Here is a 19,674-nt window from a genome sequence, read left to right as displayed (position 1 = left end):
ATGATATATCATTTCAATATCAGCAACCCATTGCTCGTTTCGACAGTCAAGTCAATGGGCAAGTAGAAAACCAGTTAACGGTTGCAGGTGATGGGACAGTATTGGCTAAAGATATTAAAGCGGAAACTTTAGAAGTCGGACAACTTTTCTCAACCGCCTTACATACCGAAGAAACTCAACCTTTGAGGTGGAGAAAGGCAGAAATTCAAACAATTTTAAACTCTTTAAGACCTGTTAAAATTCCTGATAATAATACTAGCAGTTTTAACGCGGCTTTTAGGTTAGAAAAAATATCTGATTTATTGACTTCTTCTGATGGAAAAGCTATCAAAGTTTTAGATGTCGTCGCCATTATTACTCAAGCTGTTAAAGAAAATCGCACAGGCATTAAAAAATTAGTCCAACAGATTAACGAGCAGAAAGCAAGAATTGAAACATTGGAACAACAAAATCTACAAGTAGAAATCACTAGCTTGAGAACAAGATTAGACGCATTGGAACAACAAAATCTACAAGTAGAAATCATTAGCTTGAGAACAAGATTTGAGGAATTAGACGCATTAGAAGAAGAAAATCTAGAAACAGAAATCACTGGCTTGAAAACAGAAATTGACGCATTGGAAGACCAAAATATAGAGGAAAAAATTACTGAATTGAAAACAATAATTGACACATTAGACACATTGACAGAAATCACTGGCTTGAAAACAGAAATTGACGCATTGGAACAAAAACAAAAAGAAATTGCCAGTATGGGAACAAGAATTGACGCATTGGAACGAAAACATCTACAACTAGAAATTACTAGATTAAAAACAAGATTTCAAGAATTGGAACCACCAAAGAAAGGAGGTACTTAACACAAAAAAACAAATATTCGGTGATTTTTAATCAAAGCGTTTACCTTAAAATTAGAGAGAACTATCATGGCAATTATCAAAGTTGCCTTGATTGGCCAACAATAGGGTTTATAACATTGAAGTTGGGGCTACTGAACAAATCAGAGTTTTTATAAAATTTTATGAACTAGCCAAAATAGTTGATGTTTATCCGTCATGATTCTGATACGATAAGAAGTAAAGATACAATCTGAGTTATTGAAGTCATTAGTGATCTTTTAAATCAAATTCTATACTAACTGAATAGACTTCAATCCCTTGATGTTTAAACTTTGCTTCGTCTGAAACAGCAATATAAACTATTGCAACTATAATTTTTTGGCATTAATCACGGAGAAAAAAATACTATGCCGATTACTCCCACTTATCCAGGTGTTTACATAGAAGAAATTCCCAGTGGTGTTCGTACTATTACTGGGGTTGCTACTTCAATTACCGCTTTTCTCGGCTTTGCGGACAGAGGACCGAGTAATGATCCCGTCAGAATTCAAAACTTTGGGGATTTTGAGCGTCTTTTTGGCGGTTTATCCCTGAAAAGTACCATGAGTTTTGCCGTACAACAATATTTTTTAAACGGTGGAACGGATGCAATTATCGTTCGACTGGAACCTCCGAATGCAGAATCTGCGACCATCAACCTCGACAGTTCAGGAACAGCAGTAGTGTTAAAGGCTTCAAGTGCGGGAACTTGGGGTAATGGTCTGGAAGTAAGTGTTGATCATGATACCGCAGATACCCCAGAAACCCCAGAAACCGATAAAACCTTTAATTTAACTATTGTTCTTAAGCAAGGCACTCAAGAGATTACCAGAGAGACGATTAGAAATCTCTCAATGAATAGCACTGCTATTCGCTATATCAAAGAAATTCTAGAAACTCAATCTTTTTTAGTGCGCTTTGAGTCGGGAGGGAGCGATCGCCCCAATCCGACACCAACTCCATCTGATGAGAATCCAAATCCATCTGCTAAGGCAACTGGTGGTTCTGACGGTGATGCAGTTGACGGGGATAATAGTCCTCAAATCTATCAAGGAAGTGAAAGTGAAAAAACGGGAATCTTCGCTTTAGAAAAAGCCGATTTATTCAACCTACTCTGCATTCCTCCAGTAAGTTCTGGTATTGATATTGATCCCAGTGTCTGGAGTGCAGCACTGGTTTACTGTGAAAAACGACGGGCAATGTTGCTGGTTGATCCCCCCAGTGATTGGGACAGTAAAGATGATGTAACTCGTAATTTATCCGAATTTCTGGCAGGTTGGAGCGAGAAACAAAACGGAGCCATTTTCTTCCCCAGAATAAAATTACAAAATCCCCTCAAAGAAAATCGACTAGAAACCTTTGCTCCGTCTGCGGCCATGGCTGGCATTTTTTCTCGCACTGATGCTAACCGTGGGGTTTGGAAAGCCCCTGCTGGTATTGATGCAACCTTAACGGGAGTCAGGGAATTAACAGTTAAGTTAACAGATGGGGAAAACGGAATTCTTAATCCTTTAGGAGTGAACTGTCTGAGAAATTTCCCTGTCTATGGCAATGTAGTTTGGGGTTCTCGCACCCTAGAAGGAGACGATCGCTTCGCCTCAGAATGGAAGTATATTCCTATTCGTCGCTTAACCTTATTCCTACAAGAAAGTCTTTACCGAGGAACTCAATGGGTGGTATTTGAACCCAATGACGAACCCTTATGGGCGCAGATACGGCTTAATCTAGGAGCTTTCATGAATAATTTGTTTCGTCAAGGAGCATTTCAAGGAGACACTCCCAGTAAAGCTTATTTCGTCAAATGTGACAAAGAAACCAACCCACAAAACGACATCGATCGCGGCATCGTCAATATTATCGTTGGTTTCGCCCCTCTGAAACCAGCCGAATTTGTCATTATCAAATTCCAACAAATTGCAGGAGATATTGCGACTTAAGGGCAGTTTGTAAGGGAGTATCTGACAATTTCGCTTAACCGAATGACTATTTGCAATCATCATGGAGAACTATCATGCCTCAATTTAGTGTGAACGCCGAAAGGTTTGACCCTTATAAAAACTTCAAATTTCGGGTGAAATGGGATGGTCGCTATGTGGCCGGTATCTCTAAAGTAGGTGGACTGAAACGCACCACAGAAGTCGTATCTCACCGTATTGGGGGAGATCCGAGTACCCCTCGCCATTCTCCAGGAACCAGCAAATACGAACCCATTATGTTAGAACGGGGAGTCAGTCACGATAAGGACTTTGAACAATGGGCCAATAAAGTTTGGAACTGGGGGTCTGGGTTGGGGGCCGAAGTATCTTTGAAGGACTTTCGCAAAGATATTATTATCGAATTACTCAACGAAGCAGGACAAGTAGCGATCGCTTATAAAGTCTATCGTTGTTGGGTTTCTGAGTTTACGGCCATGCCTGAATTAGATGCTAATGCTAATGCTGTCGCTATTCAAAGCATCCAACTGCAAAATGAAGGATGGGAACGGGATTATGAGGTGACAGAACCCACCGAACCTAGTTTTGTTGAACCCGCATAAATTGACTGAGATAACCAGGTTTCAACTCTGGCTTTTCAAAGAAAAAAGTTTTTGGAGTTGAGTATCAATCTCTGTTCCAAAAACAACTTCTAATTTTTGACTTATAACTTCTGACTTTATTAAGATGCGTTCTCTGTCTGCTGCTGATATTGTGCGTATTTGGGAGTTAGGGCAAGATCGACACCCCATCGATCGCGCTTTACTCCTACTGGCCTATGCTTTCCCAGAAAAAAAATTAACAGAGTTAGCTTCTTGGAGTATTGGTTGTCGAGATGCTTCTTTATTAATGTTACGCGAGATCACCTTTGGAGAACAATTAAACAGCTTTGCGACTTGTCCTCAATGTCAAGAAAATCTGGAATTTTCCCTTAATACGAAGGATCTTCGTATTATTGATCCTGATACCATAACTCCGTTGAGTAACTATCAAGTGAGTATAGACCGTCTTAACCTACATTTTCGCTTACCCAATAGTTTAGATTTAGCCACCGTTATGACAGCAGTAGACGAGGAAACAGCCACGTTACAATTAGCTAAGCAATGTTTGTTAGAAGCTCATCTAGAAGGGAAAGTTGTGAGTTCTGAGGAATTACCCGAAACTGCGATCGCTATTCTGACTCAACAATTGACGGAAACTGACCCCCAAGCTGAAATTTTGCTGGATCTCAGTTGTCCTGCTTGCGGTCATGTCTGGCAAGTTTTGTTCGACATTGTTGATTTTTTTTGGCGAGAATTGAGCAATCAAGCGCAACGGTTATTGCAGGAAGTTCACAGTTTGGCTAAGGTTTACGGTTGGCAAGAGGCAGAAATCTTAAACATGAGTGCGATAAGACGACAATATTATCTGGACTTGGCAAACTAATGAATAATTTTTTGACTCAACTGATACAACGCACTCAAGGAGTCATTACTGTAGCAAAACCTTTGATTGCGCCATTCTTTGCTCAAAATATGGCAATTGGAGGTGATTTTTGGGCATTTTCTACTTTTAATCCTTCTTCTCTACAGGAAAAAACTAAAAGTGATTTAGATAAAAAATCAGGTTCTTTAGACTCTCAAAATCAGTCAAATTTTACACTAGAAGTGACCGAGATTATGCCGTTGTTACCGTCGGGATATTGGTCGGTTAATCGCTCTAGATTACATCAAATTAATATTTTAGAACCTTTTGAATTTTTTGCTTTGAATGATATTGATTCTCCAGAATCATCAAGTCTGGAGGTTAATCATCCCTTAGACAATCACGAAAATATTATAAATGATGTGGAAACAAATAACCAATTGTTTTCTCAGAGTAAACCATTAACTGAAAATAAAATAACTTCACAAGTTAATAATTCAATAGAAGAACTAAGTATAAAAGATAAAAAGCAAAATAATTCTATTTATCCTCTGATTGAAAATAAAATTGATAATATCGATAGAAAACAGGAAATATCAACAGTAAATGAATCAGTAACTGAAAACAAAATAACTTCACAGGTTAATAATGTAAGAGAAGAGTCAAGGATAAAAAATGAAAAGAATAATCAGACTATTTACCCTTTGGTTGAAAATAAAATTGATAATATCGATAAAAAACAGGAAATATCAACAGTAAATGAATCAGTAACTGGAAACAAAACAACTTCCAAAGCTAATAATGTAAGAGAAGAGTCAAGGATAAAAAATGAAAAGAATAATCAGACTATTTACCCTTTGGTTGAAAATAAAATTGATAATATCGATAAAAAACAGGAAATATCAACAGTAAATGAACAATTCACTGAAAATCAAACAACAAAATCATCATCTAAGTCTCTATTAAAACAAAGTATTTTTTTCTCACGGCAACAATCTCCAGTGAAAAACACATCTATAGTAAAAGTTCACCCCTCAATCACTCCAAAGCAAAGCCAAGAATGTAATAATTCTCATTACTTAAAACCAAAAGCAGAAGAAGAAACATCAATTTCTATTAATATCGGGCGAATCATAGTTCGTCCTGCCCAAGAAACTCCAAAAGAGTCTAAAACTAGCCATGAAAAACGAAAAACAAAAAAACCTAACTTATCTTTAAAAGATTACTTAAAACAACGTCGCACTTAAGGAGAAACAGAATGAGCAATGCTTTAGCGATCGCTGCGGTAACAGCTACTTTACGACAACGGTTAGAAAGAGTAGCAGGAGAAGAATTAGGAGGAGGGTTAGTGACCACACTCCCTCTCGATCAAGTCCGTAAAAATTTTCAGGATAAGAACCAAATTAATATTTATCTTTATCAAGCTGTTTCTAACCCCGCTTGGAGTAACCGCAATGTACCTATTCGGACTAAACCAGGAGAAACAGGGCCTCAACCCTTAGCTTTGAATCTATTTTATCTGATTACCCCTTATAGTGCCGATACTAGCTTCTTATCAGACCATAAGTTGTTAGGTTTAATTATGCAAACCTTAAACGACTATCCTATACTCGGTTCCAAGGAAATTGAAGAAGCGTTTCCCGACAGTAATTTACAACATCAAGTGGAAAAAGTTCGCTTGATTCAAATTGATCTATCTCTAGAAGATATGTCCAGGGTGTGGAGTACCTGTCAAACCGAATATCGCCTTTCTGTTGCTTATGAAGCTTCTGTTGTCTTGATTTTTGGTCCGCGTCCCATTAAAACCCCATTACCCGTTTTAACCGTTAATACAGACTCAGTACGACCTAATTTAACCCTCCCTCAAGTTTCTATTCCCACCCTCGAACAAATTACCTTACCAGAAGGAAGTAGCAGCATTGAGTTAGGAGGAACCTTAATTCTACGAGGTCATAATTTAAGGGGGGATGATAATGAAATTAGAGTCATTTTGGAACATCCGAGAATTAATGATCCCATTGAAATAATCCCTCAACCTAATAGCAGCAATACAGAAATTCAAGTCAGACTCGATGAAACAAGAAATGATTGGTTGGCTGGTATTTATACTGTTAAGATAAAAATAAAGCAAAATCATACTAATTCCTTACCTTTATTTTTTTCACCCTCCATAGACTTACTTCCGATACAAAACAACATTATAGACAATAGACAACTCCGTCTTCAGTTCAACCCTCGCGTATTGCTTTGGCAAAAAAATGAACAGTTGTTGCAAGGACAGTCTGTATTTTTGTTAGTCGGCGATCGCGAATTATCACCAGACATAAGACAATTATCCTCAACCCCTAATAATCGAACCAATACCCTTATCTTTGATCTATCTAATCTAGAACCAGGACAATATTTTGTCCGTCTTCGGGTAGATGGTATCGATAGTCCCTTGATAGATCGTTCTGTTAATCCTCCTAGATTTAACTCCGACCTTCAGTTAGAAATCGAATGACCATTACTATTAATCTAGATCAGATAATCTTAGAGGAGATTGATATTCCTCCTTCACAACGTCCCCGTTTGCGAGTAGTCGTAGAAGAGGAGTTATCTCGCTTATTGCAAGAAAAAGGCATCCCCAGACAGTTATACCAAGGAACTACGATCGCTTGTCTTTCTGCTACTGTTAAAGTAACAAAAGGGAGAAAAACTGAACAAATGGGTAAAGAAATTGCTCAATCTATCTACTCATATCTGGCTGGTTCCCCCTGTAAGATGTAGTGGGATTGGAATGTCAAAGACTGGCTCTCTTGACGGGGTGACAAGAATTTGAAAAAACGCATCAAACAAAGGTTTCAGAATTGACGGGGTGACAAGAATTTGAAAAAACTCACATCTTGCACCAAGAAAAGTTGATATGAGAAGCGATGCCCGAAATCCTTATCTGACGGGGGTTATCCTTAGTTCTCTAAATTAGAAAGAGAACAATAATTAACAACTAATAAAAACCCAACGTACTTTTTATTTTACTCCACCCTATGGCCAGGTTTTTCTTCATCAGGATATAAATCTAGCAAACTTTCATAAAGGGCTTCAATAACCGAAGTTAATTGGTCAAATTTAGCTCGTCTAATAACAGCATTAACACCATCTATATGTGCTTGACTTCCTGCCTTTCCCAAATGTTTAAAACGGGAAAATTCACCTTTTTTATTAACTTTTGGAAAGACGGCTGATGATGCTTTAAGTTGATAATACCAATAACGATATTTCGCGCCTTTAGCTCGATACCTCGCTATGTAACAATCACGAGGGGCTATCCATCCTGAAGCCTCAATTTCAGATATTTCCCGTTTTAAAGCGTCTATAGCTTCCTTAATACGGTCTGCTCTTTGATTTCTTTCCAGTTCACTTTCAGTTCTTGGCATTTCCCACTTTAATCTTTAGTAAGTGTGTTATTATAGTTCTCTCATTTATTAAGATAACTATGCCAGCACAGACTATTTTACCTCAAGTTGAGGAATTACTTTCTACTTTAAAAGATTTAATGCCGACAATTTATCAGAAAGAAACCTTAGAATCTATTATAGGATTATTGTTAGATGGACAAGGAAATGCAGTTCCTCATCATTGTCAAACCAAATCGGAAAGTGCTATCAGTCGTTTCTTGAATCATTATAATTGGCCAACTCGTTCAATTATACGTACCATTCGTTCTTTTATTTTAAATCTTGTTTTATCTCAAAGAAGGAAAGGACGAAAACCAATTTTACAAGTTATTATAGATTTAACTACCTTGGAAAAAGTTGGCAAGTTTCCTCATCTAAAAGATTTAGTTAGAGTCTATAATCATAAGAAGGGTTTACACATTGTTGTTCTCTACTTGGTTATCGGAAATTGGCGAATTCCTTGGAGTTTCAGGGTCTATAGGGGCAAAGGGACTCCATCCCCATCTCAATTGGCTGTGAAATTACTGAACACATTACCTTCTATTTTAACAGAATCTTGTTCTATCTATGTCTTAGGAGATACAGCTTTTGGCACAATTCAATTTATTGAAAAAATCCGTAGTAAAAAGTTTAATCATCATGGAATTTTAGGAATTCCTAATAGAAGAAAGTTAATGGATGGACGTAAAGTCTCTGACTTAAAAACTCGCGGACAACAAGTATATCTACATGGCTTAGATTACCCAGTATTTGTATCATGGGTTTGGCTAAAGCGTAATGGGAAACGAGTGAAACGATTTGTTATTTCAACTAAACATATCAAGGGAAAAACTATTACCAGATGGGGGAAATATCGCTGGCAGATTGAAGGTTTCTTTAAGACGGCAAAACATCAGTTTAGTCTTCACCGTTTTGGGCAAAAAACTTTATTAGGGGTTTATCGCTGGTTAATTCTTTCTTTCCTTTCTTATATGTTAGCATACTGGGTTTATTTACACAATGGTAATTTCGATGATTTAGATTGGTATGATTCAGCCCAAAAAGCGTTAATTTTACTTCTTCCTCATATTTTACTTCTTTCTCTTCTCAGGAGGTTAAAGTTACTCAATCCCTGGTTTTATGAACACGGTTTGGAACTTTGTCTCGTCAGGTGCAAGATGTGAGTTATGGCTTTCCATTAAGAAATATTACAATTTACATGGGTACAGCGTCGAGGACTAATCGCCGTATCCCTTCACAGATAAGGCTTTTAGGACTTTATAGTAGATTTGTATGGGGGAAGTTCAGTTATTCCTGGGGTCAGGTTTAAGTTCAGAGGAAACCAAAACAAAAGCGGACCCTGCGGGATCGCTGATCTCTAAAGTCCTGACGGTGAGCCTTTTCCAACTCTTGTCACCCCGTCAAGGGTTTTAGTCAACTCAGATTCTGTAACCTTGATTTGAGCGGTTTTTTCCAATTCTTGTCACCCCGTCAAGTCAAATATTCCCATCCATCACTGCTCGGATACTCGGCCAATAGTAATCCATAATGGTAACGTTGGCATACACCAGTCGTTTAATCATTTGATAGGTCAGGAGATTGTCTTCTACGCCAATACTGGTTTTATAGCGAATTTCACCGTCGTTGAAGTCCATCTCGAAATTGCCGATGACTAAACCATAGTTAATCCGAGTGAGTAGTTCTGCTATGGTCAATCGTTTGTCTTCGGGGACTAATTCAGGGTAAATGGAGTAAAAGATAAATTGTTCTTCGGTTTCTCGAACTTGAGCATAACAGTTCCAAAGACCGTTTTCCCCCTGATAGGCCATTTGTAAAATGGATTGTCCTTGGAGTTTGGTAAAAGTCCAATTGTCTTTAGTGAAGTAGGCAATGATGGCTGTCAGTATGGAGTCTTCCCTCCCAAAACCATCAGTATAGTCATCATTATTTTCGGAAAAAGCGTTATCAAGCCAGTTTTCAAAGCCATCAAAGAGGTTGTTTATTCCTTTGACGAGTTCATCACTAATATCTTGGGTTGCGCTGGTGAGTTGATTGGCCGCAAAGTTGGTGATGCCTTCAGCAATCTGTTCGCTGGCGGTTTCAGGATGGTTAAGGATTGTTGGATTGACGTAATTCCAAAAGGTAGTATAGCCAGTTTCACTCCCGTCTTGTTGTTGTTTGACAGAGAGACAGAACCAGCTTTCTGTATTTAGGAGAGGATTAAAAGACGGCGGCGACTGAGGTTCGCCTTCGGATGGGGTAACGGTTGGGGGGGAGGAAGTCTCTTGGCTTAGGTTAGCGAGATAGTTGGCAACAGCTTCAGGGGTAGTGGCGTTTTCTGAGAGTTGGGGAAGTAAATCGGGCTTCAGGGTGATTTCCAGTTGAATCTGGCGATCGGGCAAAAAATCACCATTAGAAAAGGGACTGCGAAATTCAGGGTTGAGGTAAAAAAGGGCGTGAGTGTCGATTTGTTCGTAAGAAACAGGGCTTACTTGGAGGGTTAGGCGACATTCGATCAGCTCGTCATCCTGAGTGGCGAGGCCAAGGTTGGTTGCGCGGGTGGGGAGGGGTGGGTGGATGCGATCACAAAAGGTGATGTCGTGGTGTATTGGATAGTTCTCCATAGGTCAGCCTTCAGCTCATGAAAGGTTCTTAATAATGATTTTAATCGCCCCTGCAGCCATCCAGGATGAGTCATCTAAAATGATTCAATGTTTTTTCAGGGAAAAGCTGTCCAATATAATGCACGAGCTTTTCTCTCTCTTCACTATATGGTTGCATGAGTGCTATTGGCCAATATACATATCCTAATGTTTCCTCAAGCAAAGAGAAATATTCATCAATTCCAAATGGTAAATTTGTAAGTCCATTAGACGACGAATATAGTGTGAGTGAATCGACAAGTATACCATTTTCAAGAAATACACCTATTATATTTTCAGAGTTTTGAAAATCTATAGGTTTAAAATTTCTAAGCCGATCATTAATTTCACCTTCAATATCATCGAACCAAAGTGTATTTTCCCAAAAGGTTCCATCTCTTCCTGAGAACATTGTATAAGGATCAAGAAATTGGATAGAACCGCTAATATACGAGTCTTCTTCATGTAAGAGTTGCAGATCGGAATATTGATCGAGATTTACGTGCCATCTAATATCTACATTTCCCATTTCATTGTAAAGACTTTTTAATGAATCACCTAATTGAATGCCAAACTCCTGTTCGATGATACTGAGAAGTTCATCTCCAAGTTCATCTCCAATCGATGCTTCGTCAATTGCAATATAGCGGCATTCTCTAAGCATTGTAATAATGGTTTCAACTGTCCTTCGATAAGAAAAATCGATCATGATATGCGGAATTTCTTCTCAAAATACTTGGTTTGAATTGCAGGCCAATACTTAGTAAGGAAGTTTACATTAGGACGAGCTACTTGATAATGTTTGTTCATAGTGGTCATTATATGAATTAAACTGTTGAACTTTCCACCAGGAATATCTTTTTTTGCATTGAGTATCTCAGCCGCCAATCCTACTTTCCCGTCAAAAAGTGCTTCCAAAGAGCGACGTGACATATCATTTATCGAAGGAGGACCAGCTGTACTTAAGGATGCTGGAGGAGGACCTTGGGTATATGGTTTAGTTCTGCTGTCTTTTTCCTCAAATTTTGTGGGATCGCTGGCATTTCTTCTAAGATGTCCCCAAGTTATCTTAATTTCTTTAGGAAAGTCGTTCACATAGGGCTTCGCTGCGTCTTCATAATAGGTTACTTGTGCCTTATAATGCAGGATTGTACTATCAGGGTTAGCCTTAATTGCATCTTTCGCATCTTTTTCGACACCTTCTCTCATCTGCGCATTAAGACGCTGAGTTCCTGGTGCCACGTTCCAAACTCTTCCAGGACCGTGTAGGTTTTCATTAACAAGATGAGCTCTAACCCAATTAGAGGGATTAGGGCCATCAATAGCAATCACATGGGGCCAACCTTTGGGCGTTGTGGGGTTACTATCTGGCTTAGAACCACGAGTATTGCCAGGTAGTTTAGTTAGAGGTCTTGCTTCTACAATATGGGAGCGTCCATTTTCCATTTGGTAGGTAATATTGGTTAAAGGGATGGTCGTCGAGGCCGGAATAGCATCACCAGCTATTAGATCGGCCTTAATTAGTTCGAGTTTTGCATCAATTTTTGCTTTAATGGTCTGGTTTCCTGCATTAGGCGAAGAGGACGTATTTTTCCTGATAAAATCATTTAGGTCTTTATTTTTAGCTAAAGCAGCTTTTAATGCAGCATTTTGCTTATTAGTTAGCTTAGGAGGATCAAGTTTTTCTCTCTCTGCGATAAGCTCCTGAATACTTTTAGGTTTACTGGCAACCATTAAAGTTGAAGTTTTACCTGTGCCTTTAAATAGAAGTGTATGCTGTTTCCCATCTCCTCCTGTAAACCTTTTCTTGGTCTTCCACCATTCAACTAATTTTTCTTTTATTTTCTTCCCTACAGCTTTACCTTTCTTAAGTAATTTCTTCGCAAAGTTGACCATCCTGGTAACTAGATTATCAACAATCTTGTTGACCGGGTTTGCAACTTTACCGATGATATTTTTCACTGTTTTACCAATACCACCTAAACCGGCAAGAGAAGCTAACAAACTGATTACAACGGGCAAACTTCGGCTTAGGGCCGCCTCAACCGCTTTTTTCGCCTGGGAAAGATTACCAGCAGCGATCGCAGCAATTGAATTATAGACCGACATCACAAAGTCTTTGATTTGCCCGAAGCGTTCCACTAAGAACATCACAAAATCGAAGACCAGTTTTAGGAGTTTGACGATGGCAGAAGCTGGATTTAACAAGCTTAAAAGCCAAGTAATACCCTCTTTCACCACGGTCTTGACCACAAAGTCACGAATCCGAGACATGACGAGTTCTTTGAGATTGGAGATTTTCTGCTTAACTTCTTCCCAGAGGGCAACCGGCCCTTCATTAACTAGCTTCCTGACAATTTTTATTCCCTTTTCAATCCCATCAATCACCTTGGCAGAGGGAGGGAATTTTTTGATGACTTTCGCCTTAATATTTTCGTAGGTCAATCCCAATATCTGCATCACCAGAGAGAGAATGCCTTTAGCATCGAAGGTTGTAGGTAGGGATATAGCTACTTCTGAGAGTGCTCCCGTTAACCAGCTAATTAGACCCTTAGTCAGGTGAGTCCCGATGTTCTGGGAAAAATTGTGAACCCCACCGCCGACGGCCTCCATAACATTTTTGAAGAAAGTTTTGGGATCTTTCAAAATTGCCATGACCTGACCAGCCGCTCGATTAATGAAATCAAAGATCGGTTTTGAGTCAATCCCGGCTATATCACAGGCAGACTGAACCGCAACACGCAGGGCCTCTGCAAAATCACCCGTAATCACTGCCCCTGCGATTTGTACTGCCCCCTTCAATCCTGTTTGGAAAACAGATAAAACCTTATCAAGACCGGCCGCCAAACCATTGGCAACCGCTTTTACTCCAGTAATTGCCTTATCAGCCACCAAATTGACTGCGCTAACTGCCGTGTCTACCACGCCATCAATGGCATTATTAATCCGCTTGGTAAGGTTGGGGAAACGGTCTTTTAGATACTTGTTAGCTGTATTTTTTGCCCAGTCTCGAAACTTATTGAGCTTGTCAATAACCCAGTTACGGGCTTTGTTGATGAGTGCGATCGCTGCATTTTTGGCTTTATCAATAATATTCTTGACCGCCTTACGCAGTGCGGTGAAGATCCCGTCGATGGCGCTGGTAATCTTCTTAACTGCGCTTTTAATAACACTAACTGCTCGATCCCACCAACTATTATCCTCTTGAGCCTTTTCTAGTTCCTTCTTTTTATCTGCGGCTTTTCTCTCACTTGCTTTTTTCTCTTCTTCTGCCTTTGCTTCGCCTTTTTTCAGTTCCTTACCGGCTTCTCCTTCCGAAGTTTTAACCTTTTCGCCAATCTCCTTGCGGTTGGCTGCCTGTTGCTTATCGGCTTCAACCATAAACTCATTGACCTGAGCGTGGGACTCCTTAAGACCCTCTTGTTGCTGCCGAGCCACTTTCTGACGGTTGGCTACTACAATGTCCCGTTGCTCTTTATCAGCTTGCTGATTAACGTTGGCAGCATCCGACTTAGCCTGATTAATTTTCGCTGCCTTGTCCCGATCCCTTGTGTTAGCAGCATCTGTCGTTTGCGCCTTTGCCTCTGCCAGGTTGGATTCAAGAGTAGGTTTTAACAACTCATCCGCACGCTGACGAACATCTGCTGGTAAGGGCGCATTTACATAAGCCATGGCCCCAGTGTCGGCGCTGGTTTCAAGGGAGACAAAAGCATCGGTACTCAGGTTAGTCTTTGTCTCTTGATTGATCTTCTTCGGCTGAATGTTCTCTTGTCCTGGGTGATGCTTAAAGGCATTGGCAGTTGCATCACGCTGGGCTTTGAGTTGGGATTCTGCATCGCCACGCTGCTTGCCCATCCGTTCTAGATTGGCTTCGCCCTCAAGCTGAACATTGGGCAGTTTTCCAGCACTGGTGTTTACCCCTGTATCAGTGGTCCGGATATTGTTGAGGAAACTCTGGCGATTGTTGCGCAACCAGCCCAGGAAAGAATTCTCATCTTGCCTATCTAGCAGTTTTTCGTTGTCTTTGTTGTTCGGAGGTGTTCCTAAACTCTCGGAAGGGCTGGCCTGCAAGTCACCCGGATCAGTGCCGATCGCCCCATCCCCGATTTGCGCTTCCCCTGACACCGAAATTCCTTCAGGTGCTTTGGTTTCTTGTTGGACTTTACCGCTTGTCTTAGCCACCAATATAGGAGCATTCTTAACCTCATTTTGTTGCTCCTGGTTAATCTTGCTATCAAGCTGATTGCCAAGGTTGGGCTGTGTTGCTGCTATCTGGGAAGGGCTAGATTCAAGAAACTTTACCATTGCTTGGTCTGATGAGCCAGCCAAGGATAGGGACTCAACTTCGGCAACCTCTTCTGCTTCGCTCTCAGAAGGTTCTGGCGACTCCACTGCTACTTCTGATACTGGAGCCTCATCCGGTGAACTAGGAGCTTGCTTAGTGTCTTTGAGCTTTTCTTGTACGCCCTCTTTTGGTACGGTCTCGTCTTTGTTAACTTCTGTGCTAGTAGATTGAGGCTCAGTTTTGGGGGCTACGGCGGCTTTATCTCCGGTAGCCTCAGATTTTAAGGAGGGTTCTGAAACAGTTGTTGCTTTCGGCGGAGCAGATGACTCTAAAGAAAAGGCAGACGGTTGGGAAACCTGGGGACTATTTCGACGCAAAGAAATCAGATGTTGTGTCCCAAAATCCCCTTGAGAAATTGCTTTTCGTGCTAGTGGAGCATTCTGCGCCATTGCATGAGAAGCTGATACACCTTCATTTTGGCTTGAATCATTACGCTGGTTGAATGAGGTCTGTGATTCGGGTGAATGATTGGAGCGTAAAACAGGCGTAGAGGTTTGCTGGATAGTATGGGTTAATTCATGAGCCAACAACTGCCGTCCGGAGGTAGATTCTGGCGCGTAGCGACCGTTACCAAAGAATATATTCTGACCTACGGTAAACGCTTCGGCGTTGAGCTCACGGGAGGCACTGGCTGCTCTGGAGTCTGTATGCACCCGCACTTTGCTAAAATCATAGCCAAAGTGCCGTTCCATAAAGCTGCGGGTAGAGTCTGACAGGGGATCACCACCCCCTTTGGCGGACTGGATGCGAGCTTCTAAATGGGCGGATAGGTTAGGAGTTTGACCAGGGGTTGCTTTGGTTTGAATGCTTTCCTGCTCCTCTTCGCCAGCCTCTTGTTGGAGCATTGGTAATTCTCCTTCTTTGTCCTCTGTTTCCTCTTTCTCCTCCTCTTCTTCAGCCTGTCGCTGGAGCATTGAGATAGCTATTTTTTTCCCTTCTAAGGGTTGTTTTTTACTCCCTTGTTCCTGATGTTGAAGTGAGGAAATGTCAGGTTTAGCCTGTATTTCTTCCTCTTCGGTTGCTTCGGTTTCTTGTACACACTGCTTTTGGGTTAACTCGGTAGAACTAGGAAGATTGACGTTATTTACCACCTGGTATGCCACTCGGTCAGCTTCTTGCTCGTATTTATCATTCGGTTGCCCAATGGTCAACTTTGTCTGTATCGGTGATGCTGACCAATAATTATTTTTTGTATCTTCTTCCCTTTGTCTGTTTGCCTCGGAAGCACTGCGAACCAACCCACGCCTCTGCGAATTACCACTTATCCCAAGGCCACTAATTTTTTGACGAGATTGAGACTTAACTATTCGCTGACGCTTCATTACTGCAGGCTCCCATAAATAGTTGGCGTTGCCGAATTTTCTGCGACATCCTCCCACGCACGCTGCTACGCTTTGCCCTTTACACAAACGAATATGCTATTCGCTTTTTACGTCAGTTCCCATCTGCGCAGAAGTTCGCAAGGACTTGCCTAAGATGGGTTCTAGCTTACCTTTTCTACTCAGGTGCATAGGGTAACAGCCCCTATTTTTGGAGGCTCTACCTTTCTTGACGCTCTCCTGGCTGAAGCTCAGGAGATTCATAACGAATCCCTGTCCGGATCGTTATTATCTTGTTTTCACAAGTTCCCAGGCTCACCACGTTTGCCTCAAAGGGCGTAGTGATATTTCCTTAAACTCTGCCAATTCAGGTGTTGGGCGTGTACTTTCCGAGAGTCCCCCGGTAGGTTTTTAAGTTTTATACTGACTAACTTTATTTTACCATATTCACGGCATTTTTAAATGCTGATTGGTTCTACATCACCTGTTTTAAAACAGGCGTTTTGAACATCCCGTGTGTTGTTATAAACTTATGTAAACATAGCTTTAGCCTTACTCCTGCCCCCTGCCTCCTGCTTCTTCTCAACTGTAAAGTTTATTTTTGTCCAGGCACTTACTTAATAGTGCGATCGCTCATTAGATGTAACACACTAACTTAACACAAATATTGAGCTTAAGTGCTAGTCTGAAGGTGGTAGAATTAGTAATTAAGAGCATTGGAGATATTTAGATATGACACTTGCGAGATCAGAAACTCAAAGAAATATCCTATTTTCTGCTTCAATTAATGACAATAATGGTATTTCTTATGCTTATGCTTTTGGAAAAATCTTGTTCTTATTTGTTAACTTGATTATTTTCGTCTTTTTAGTTGGACTCTTGTTAATCTCTTTTTCGACGTGGATTTTGATTACTGCTTTCCGATGTGGATCAGAATTTTTTGACTGGATATATACAGAAGATTTCCCCCAAGACCAAAAGAATGACGATGCAGCTATTACCTTTAAGACCCTTTATGGATTAATTATTTTACTCTTGTCTCCCCTAGCTTGGTTAGTTGATTGGTCAGAAAAAGTAATTGCTAAATATCTAATTCCTAATTTTTCCTTTCCCTCGTTAACAGAAACCATTATTCCCGCAGTGATCAAGCGGTTAGGGTTCGATAATGATACGTTTCCCTGTTTAAACAAAGAACAAGAATCAAAATCAACCTAACTGAACTCTAGAACTTAGCTAAAAAGCTTGACACTGTTCCATCTTGTCTGATTAGCATTAGCCTTGGGAAGAAAGTCCTGTGAATCAACGTCAGAATCAATTAGACAATTTAGACAATAATGACCATTTTCTGAGTTTAGCACTGAAATGGTTAAGCCTTCGTTTACGAGAATTAGCAGGAGAGGAGATAAAGGATACAGAAATCCATAAGACTTATATGACTATGGAAACTGTGGCTAGTCAAGAACCTTATCCAGCTTTTGTCTATATTAATCACCAATTTGGACTTTCTTCCTTTGAAGAAGCACTGTTGTTATTGTGTGTGTCCCTGGAACTTGATCCTACGATCGCTGGTTTATGTGGCAAAGCACAACAAGACCCCAATTTATGTTATCCCACGTTTTTTCTAGCTACTTCTTTATTTCAACAATCGACTTGGAATACTTTCAGCCCAACCTCTCCCCTATTTTACTGGGGTTTATTAGAGATTAACCAAAGGGGACATCAACCCTTCATTACCAGTCCCCTACAAGCAGATCAACAAATTGTTAATTACATTAGAGGACTGTATTATCTGGATCAACAATTGGCAAGTTTTTTGATGCTAATTGATCCCCCTAACAATCCCTTACCTGCTTCTCAGCAAGGGATTGTAGACCAGATTATTACCTATCTTCAACATTGTTCACAAGGTAATTTACCTATCATTCAATTATTAGGAACAGATGGATCTAGTAAACAACTTATTGCTGCTCATATAGCGACTTGTTTGGGATTTAAGGTTTATCACTTACCCTTGGGGTTATTGCCCAACCAAATCTTTGAGTTAAAAACCTTTCTCAGACGTTGCAACAGAGAAGCTAAATTGATACCGATGGTGCTTTATCTAGATACTCAAGAACAAGACTCTTCAAATGAGACAATTTCTACTGCCCTACTCAATCATTGTTTATCCGGGTATCATGGTCTATTATTTCTTGACACTCGTAAACCTTACCCCCAGATAAATAGAACCACTCTAAGTTTCGATGTTAGTAAACCCACTGTTTCTGAACAAGAAATGGCTTGGACACAAATGTTAGGTGATCGTGTCTCAAATGAAACCCCTTCCCTGTTAGCTAATCAGTTTAATTTTAATCTCCCTACCATTGAAATTAATGCTTCTTTAGCTCTTTCAGAACCGATTAAGAAGCAAGTAGAGTTACATAATCGTCTTTGGAATCTTTGTTTAATAAATAGTCGTCCTCAACTTAATGATTTAGCACAACTGATTGAGACTAAGGCCACATGGGATGATCTAGTGTTACCAAAAGAAGAAATAGCTTTGCTCAGACAGATCCGTGATCAAGTTCGACAACGAACTCAAGTCTATGAAACATGGGGGTTTCAACAACGGATGAACCGTGGACTGGGTATCAGTGCTATGTTTGCGGGAGAAAGTGGTACGGGTAAAACCATGGCAGCAGAAGTTATTGCTAATAGTTTAAGCCTTAACCTCTATCGTATTGATCTGTCTGGGGTGGTGGATAAATATATTGGGGAAACTGAAAAAAATCTACGACGTTTATTTGATGCAGCAGAAGGGGGTGGTGCGATTTTATTTTTTGATGAAGCGGATGCTTTGTTTGGTAAACGTAGTCAAGTTAAAGATAGTCATGATCGTTATGCCAATATAGAGGTCAATTATTTATTACAACGTCTTGAATCTTATAAAGGACTCGCTATCTTAGCTACTAATTTGAAGAGTTCTTTGGACTCTGCTTTTCTCAGACGACTACGATTTATCATTAATTTTCCTTTTCCTGGTAAGTCAGAACGTCAGCAAATGTGGCAAAAAGTCTTCCCAAAAGAAACCCCCATTGAAGCCTTAGATTTTGAGCGTTTAGGGGCATTTAATCTTGCCGGTGGTAGTATTCATAATATCGCTGTCAATGCAGCTTTTCTAGCTGCACAAGCTGGCACTTCTGTAACCATGTCATTAGTCTTGTCAGCAGTAAAGACTGAGTTTCGTAAGCTAGAAAGACCTATTAATGAATCTGATTTTAGGTGATCAATTCAAAATTTATAACACAACATGGGAGTGCGAAAACTCCTATTTTTAAAATAGGAGATGAAGCACGACCCCGACAGGGATTCGTTATGAATCTCCTCGGTTTTAGCCAGGAGAGCGTCAATATTCAAATATATAATTGCCATCATCATCTTTCTTTAACCTTAATTTACCGTCAACCATTTCATAAATAGGTTTTTTGAAAAGAGGAATTCCCAGCTTCTCTTTAACCTTCCCTAATTCATTAAATACCCATTCTTGTGTCTTTGGATCTCGTAGAGGAATAATGGTAGGAGTAGGCATTTTCACAGATATTTCCTCATATACAGGAGATTCTAATCTTGTTAATTCAGATTTCTCTATCTCAGAATGTTTTGTGTATTGAATAGCAGCCTTTTTAAAGCCAAACCGTTCCAATAACTTATGAACTCC

14 protein-coding genes and 1 pseudogene are annotated in these 19,674 nt (G+C 40.1%); 10 read left to right on the top strand and 5 right to left on the bottom strand.

What is annotated here, in order from left to right:
- The 7 genes from QNJ66_RS19220 to QNJ66_RS19190 form a co-directional block, all read left to right on the top strand.
- Positions 1–860 (top strand): hypothetical protein (locus tag QNJ66_RS19220; RefSeq protein WP_300509828.1); only part of this gene is annotated, 860 nt, incomplete at its 5' end.
- 386 nt (positions 861–1,246) lie between these two features.
- The gene (locus tag QNJ66_RS19215; RefSeq protein ID WP_300509827.1) at positions 1,247–2,815 is read left to right on the top strand and encodes a phage tail sheath C-terminal domain-containing protein; all 1,569 of its coding nucleotides are present in this window, start codon (positions 1,247–1,249) and stop codon (positions 2,813–2,815) included.
- A gap of 74 nt (positions 2,816–2,889) precedes the next feature.
- The gene (locus tag QNJ66_RS19210) at positions 2,890–3,414 is read left to right on the top strand and encodes a phage tail protein (RefSeq protein WP_300509826.1); all 525 of its coding nucleotides are present in this window, start codon (positions 2,890–2,892) and stop codon (positions 3,412–3,414) included.
- 124 nt (positions 3,415–3,538) lie between these two features.
- Positions 3,539–4,276, top strand: a complete 738-nt coding sequence (locus QNJ66_RS19205) for a hypothetical protein (protein WP_300509825.1) — start codon at positions 3,539–3,541, stop codon at positions 4,274–4,276.
- Entirely contained in the window at positions 4,276–5,502 is a 1,227-nt protein-coding gene (locus QNJ66_RS19200; protein WP_300509824.1) for a hypothetical protein, read from the top strand. The genes QNJ66_RS19205 and QNJ66_RS19200 overlap by 1 nt, the downstream gene beginning before the upstream one ends.
- Positions 5,503–5,513: 11 nt before the next feature.
- Positions 5,514–6,758, top strand: coding sequence for a DUF4255 domain-containing protein (locus QNJ66_RS19195; protein ID WP_300509822.1), 1,245 nt, complete (start codon positions 5,514–5,516; stop codon positions 6,756–6,758).
- The gene (locus QNJ66_RS19190; RefSeq protein ID WP_300509821.1) at positions 6,755–7,024 is read left to right on the top strand and encodes a hypothetical protein; all 270 of its coding nucleotides are present in this window, start codon (positions 6,755–6,757) and stop codon (positions 7,022–7,024) included. Before QNJ66_RS19195 ends, QNJ66_RS19190 begins: the two co-directional genes overlap by 4 nt.
- A 245-nt stretch (positions 7,025–7,269) precedes the next feature.
- Here QNJ66_RS19190 and QNJ66_RS19185 read toward each other — a convergent pair whose 3' ends face one another.
- Positions 7,270–7,671: a hypothetical protein gene (locus QNJ66_RS19185; RefSeq protein WP_300509820.1), complete on the bottom strand. Its 402-nt coding sequence runs from the start codon at positions 7,669–7,671 to the stop codon at positions 7,270–7,272.
- Positions 7,672–7,730: 59 nt separating this feature from the next.
- Between QNJ66_RS19185 and QNJ66_RS19180 the strand changes: the two genes are divergently transcribed.
- The gene (locus tag QNJ66_RS19180) at positions 7,731–8,855 is read left to right on the top strand and encodes a transposase (protein WP_300509818.1); all 1,125 of its coding nucleotides are present in this window, start codon (positions 7,731–7,733) and stop codon (positions 8,853–8,855) included.
- Between the two features lie 312 nt (positions 8,856–9,167).
- On the opposite strand, the gene QNJ66_RS19175 is transcribed toward QNJ66_RS19180, so the two are convergent.
- The 3 genes from QNJ66_RS19175 to QNJ66_RS19165 form a co-directional block, all read right to left on the bottom strand.
- Positions 9,168–10,073, bottom strand: a complete 906-nt coding sequence (locus QNJ66_RS19175) for a YbjN domain-containing protein (RefSeq protein WP_300509817.1) — start codon at positions 10,071–10,073, stop codon at positions 9,168–9,170.
- Positions 10,074–10,365: 292 nt separating this feature from the next.
- Complete coding sequence (locus QNJ66_RS19170; RefSeq protein ID WP_300509816.1) at positions 10,366–11,022, bottom strand: hypothetical protein; 657 nt, start codon at positions 11,020–11,022, stop codon at positions 10,366–10,368.
- Positions 11,019–15,980, bottom strand: coding sequence for a DUF4157 domain-containing protein (locus tag QNJ66_RS19165; RefSeq protein ID WP_300509815.1), 4,962 nt, complete (start codon positions 15,978–15,980; stop codon positions 11,019–11,021). The genes QNJ66_RS19170 and QNJ66_RS19165 overlap by 4 nt, the downstream gene beginning before the upstream one ends.
- Positions 15,981–16,709: 729 nt before the next feature.
- On the opposite strand from QNJ66_RS19165, the gene QNJ66_RS19160 reads away from it, so the two are divergent.
- Entirely contained in the window at positions 16,710–17,192 is a 483-nt protein-coding gene (locus tag QNJ66_RS19160; protein ID WP_300509806.1) for a hypothetical protein, read from the top strand.
- A gap of 79 nt (positions 17,193–17,271) precedes the next feature.
- Positions 17,272–19,242, top strand: a complete 1,971-nt coding sequence (locus tag QNJ66_RS19155; RefSeq protein WP_300509804.1) for an ATP-binding protein — start codon at positions 17,272–17,274, stop codon at positions 19,240–19,242.
- 120 nt (positions 19,243–19,362) lie between these two features.
- Here the strand turns inward: QNJ66_RS19155 and QNJ66_RS19150 are convergent.
- A pseudogene (locus QNJ66_RS19150) lies at positions 19,363–19,674 on the bottom strand (hypothetical protein); the annotation flags it as partial.

The organism is Crocosphaera sp. (assembly GCF_030064895.1).
GTDB lineage: Bacteria > Cyanobacteriota > Cyanobacteriia > Cyanobacteriales > Microcystaceae > Crocosphaera.
Note: the sequence above shows the minus strand (reverse complement) of the source record. Positions and strands in the feature narration are given on the sequence as shown.

What these genes read in the sequence shown, in the direction of transcription:
- QNJ66_RS19195 (WP_300509822.1), top strand. Translation starts at nt 5,514, where the DNA reads ATGAGCAATGCTTTAGCGATCGCTGCGGTAACAGCTACTTTACGACAA.
- QNJ66_RS19170 (WP_300509816.1), bottom strand. Translation starts at nt 11,022, where the DNA reads ATGATCGATTTTTCTTATCGAAGGACAGTTGAAACCATTATTACAATG.
- QNJ66_RS19160 (WP_300509806.1), top strand. Translation starts at nt 16,710, where the DNA reads ATGACACTTGCGAGATCAGAAACTCAAAGAAATATCCTATTTTCTGCT.
- QNJ66_RS19215 (WP_300509827.1), top strand. Translation starts at nt 1,247, where the DNA reads ATGCCGATTACTCCCACTTATCCAGGTGTTTACATAGAAGAAATTCCC.
- QNJ66_RS19205 (WP_300509825.1), top strand. Translation starts at nt 3,539, where the DNA reads ATGCGTTCTCTGTCTGCTGCTGATATTGTGCGTATTTGGGAGTTAGGG.
- QNJ66_RS19185 (WP_300509820.1), bottom strand. Translation starts at nt 7,671, where the DNA reads ATGCCAAGAACTGAAAGTGAACTGGAAAGAAATCAAAGAGCAGACCGT.
- QNJ66_RS19165 (WP_300509815.1), bottom strand. Translation starts at nt 15,980, where the DNA reads ATGAAGCGTCAGCGAATAGTTAAGTCTCAATCTCGTCAAAAAATTAGT.
- QNJ66_RS19200 (WP_300509824.1), top strand. Translation starts at nt 4,276, where the DNA reads ATGAATAATTTTTTGACTCAACTGATACAACGCACTCAAGGAGTCATT.
- QNJ66_RS19210 (WP_300509826.1), top strand. Translation starts at nt 2,890, where the DNA reads ATGCCTCAATTTAGTGTGAACGCCGAAAGGTTTGACCCTTATAAAAAC.
- QNJ66_RS19180 (WP_300509818.1), top strand. Translation starts at nt 7,731, where the DNA reads ATGCCAGCACAGACTATTTTACCTCAAGTTGAGGAATTACTTTCTACT.
- QNJ66_RS19190 (WP_300509821.1), top strand. Translation starts at nt 6,755, where the DNA reads ATGACCATTACTATTAATCTAGATCAGATAATCTTAGAGGAGATTGAT.